This window comes from Candidatus Propionivibrio aalborgensis, assembly GCF_900089945.1.
Lineage (GTDB): Bacteria > Pseudomonadota > Gammaproteobacteria > Burkholderiales > Rhodocyclaceae > Propionivibrio > Propionivibrio aalborgensis.
The window spans coordinates 1-1302 of sequence record NZ_FLQY01000323.1; the positions used below are offsets into that span (position 1 = coordinate 1).

2 protein-coding genes are annotated in these 1302 nt (G+C 55.5%); one reads left to right on the forward strand and one right to left on the reverse strand.

From position 1 onward, the window contains the following. Positions 1-173 precede the first annotated feature (173 nt). On the forward strand, positions 174-809 hold the full coding sequence (locus tag PROAA_RS13605; protein WP_186410747.1) for a phosphatidylserine decarboxylase: 636 nt from the start codon (positions 174-176) through the stop codon (positions 807-809). 73 nt (positions 810-882) lie between these two features. Here the strand turns inward: PROAA_RS13605 and PROAA_RS13610 are convergent. Then, positions 883-1302 (reverse strand): DUF2069 domain-containing protein (locus PROAA_RS13610; RefSeq protein WP_342669222.1); only part of this gene is annotated, 420 nt, incomplete at its 5' end.

Consider the following 1302-nt stretch of genomic DNA (forward strand, 5'->3'; position numbering starts at 1 on the left):
GCTGCGTGACATGATGCCCTGGATCAAGAAGAACAAGCTCGTCGACCAGTCCAGGAACTAATCGATTCAGTGAGGAGTGAAGGCTGTGGGGTGAGGGGTGAGGTGCAAGGCCTCGCCGCCTCACCCCTTGTTATTCTCCTCTCCCCTTTCTCTTAACTCTTCACGGGAGCTTAATGAACTATCCGCATCCGATTCTCGCCAAGGAGGGCTGGCCTTTCATCGCCGGCACTCTTGCTGCGGCTGTTCTGACGTCCTTTTCCGGTTTCTGGTCGCTGCCGTTCTGGTTAGTTTTCATCTTCTGCGTGCAGTTCTTTCGTGACCCGCCGCGTGTCATTGCCGGTGGATCAAAGAGTGTGCTTGCACCGGCTGACGGACGCATCGTCGTGGTCGAGGAAAGCGATGATCCCTACCTGAATCGTCGCGCGCTCAAGGTCAGCGTGTTCATGAATGTGTTCAACGTGCATTCGAACCGCTCGCCAGTCAGGAGCAGCGTTCACCAGAAGTGGTACAAGCCGGGCAGTTTCCTTAATGCGGCACTGGACAAGGCTTCTTTGGAAAATGAGCGGTGCGCCCTGCATCTGAAGACGACGGATGGGCGGGACATTACCTGTGTCCAGATTGCCGGCCTGGTCGCACGACGAATTCTAAATTATGTTGACGCCGGCACTGATCTTGGCGCAGGCCAGCGTTTTGGTTTTATCCGGTTCGGGTCGCGAGTCGACCTTTATCTGCCGCTCGATAGCACAGCACAAGTTGTGATTGGCGAGAAAGTGTTTGCATCGAGTAGCATTTTGGCCGAGCTTTCGTAGATTTCCTCCAAGTCAGCCCAGATCGGAAATCAAACCAAGCATGAGCTTGTTTGATCCCGAATGGCGCGGCGGATCATTTGTGATCGTCCCGATTGCGGCTGAGTCTGACATAGCCGATCGCCGCGCAGAAATAGATTACCGAAAGCAGGGTTTCTCCGGCTGCCAGCCAGCGCCCCATGCCAGTGTCGGTGCTGGTGCGCACGATGCCTTCGGCGAAATAAAGCAGGATCAGCATCGATGACCATTGGTAGGTATATCGTCGACCATGCAGGATGCCGAAGAGCGGTGTCAGCAGCGGCACACATTTCAAAACCAGCCAGGTTCCGCCTGGTTGGATCGGTGCGAGGCGTAATTCCCAAGCCAGGCAAAGGAAGATAAGCACGATCAGGCTGGTGCAGGTGGTCAGATAGAGGCTACGCAGTGTCATCGCGGTAGTCTTGGCCTTGCCGGGGTTTGGATCCACGAGACTTCGCCTGCGTTCAGGTGGAACAAT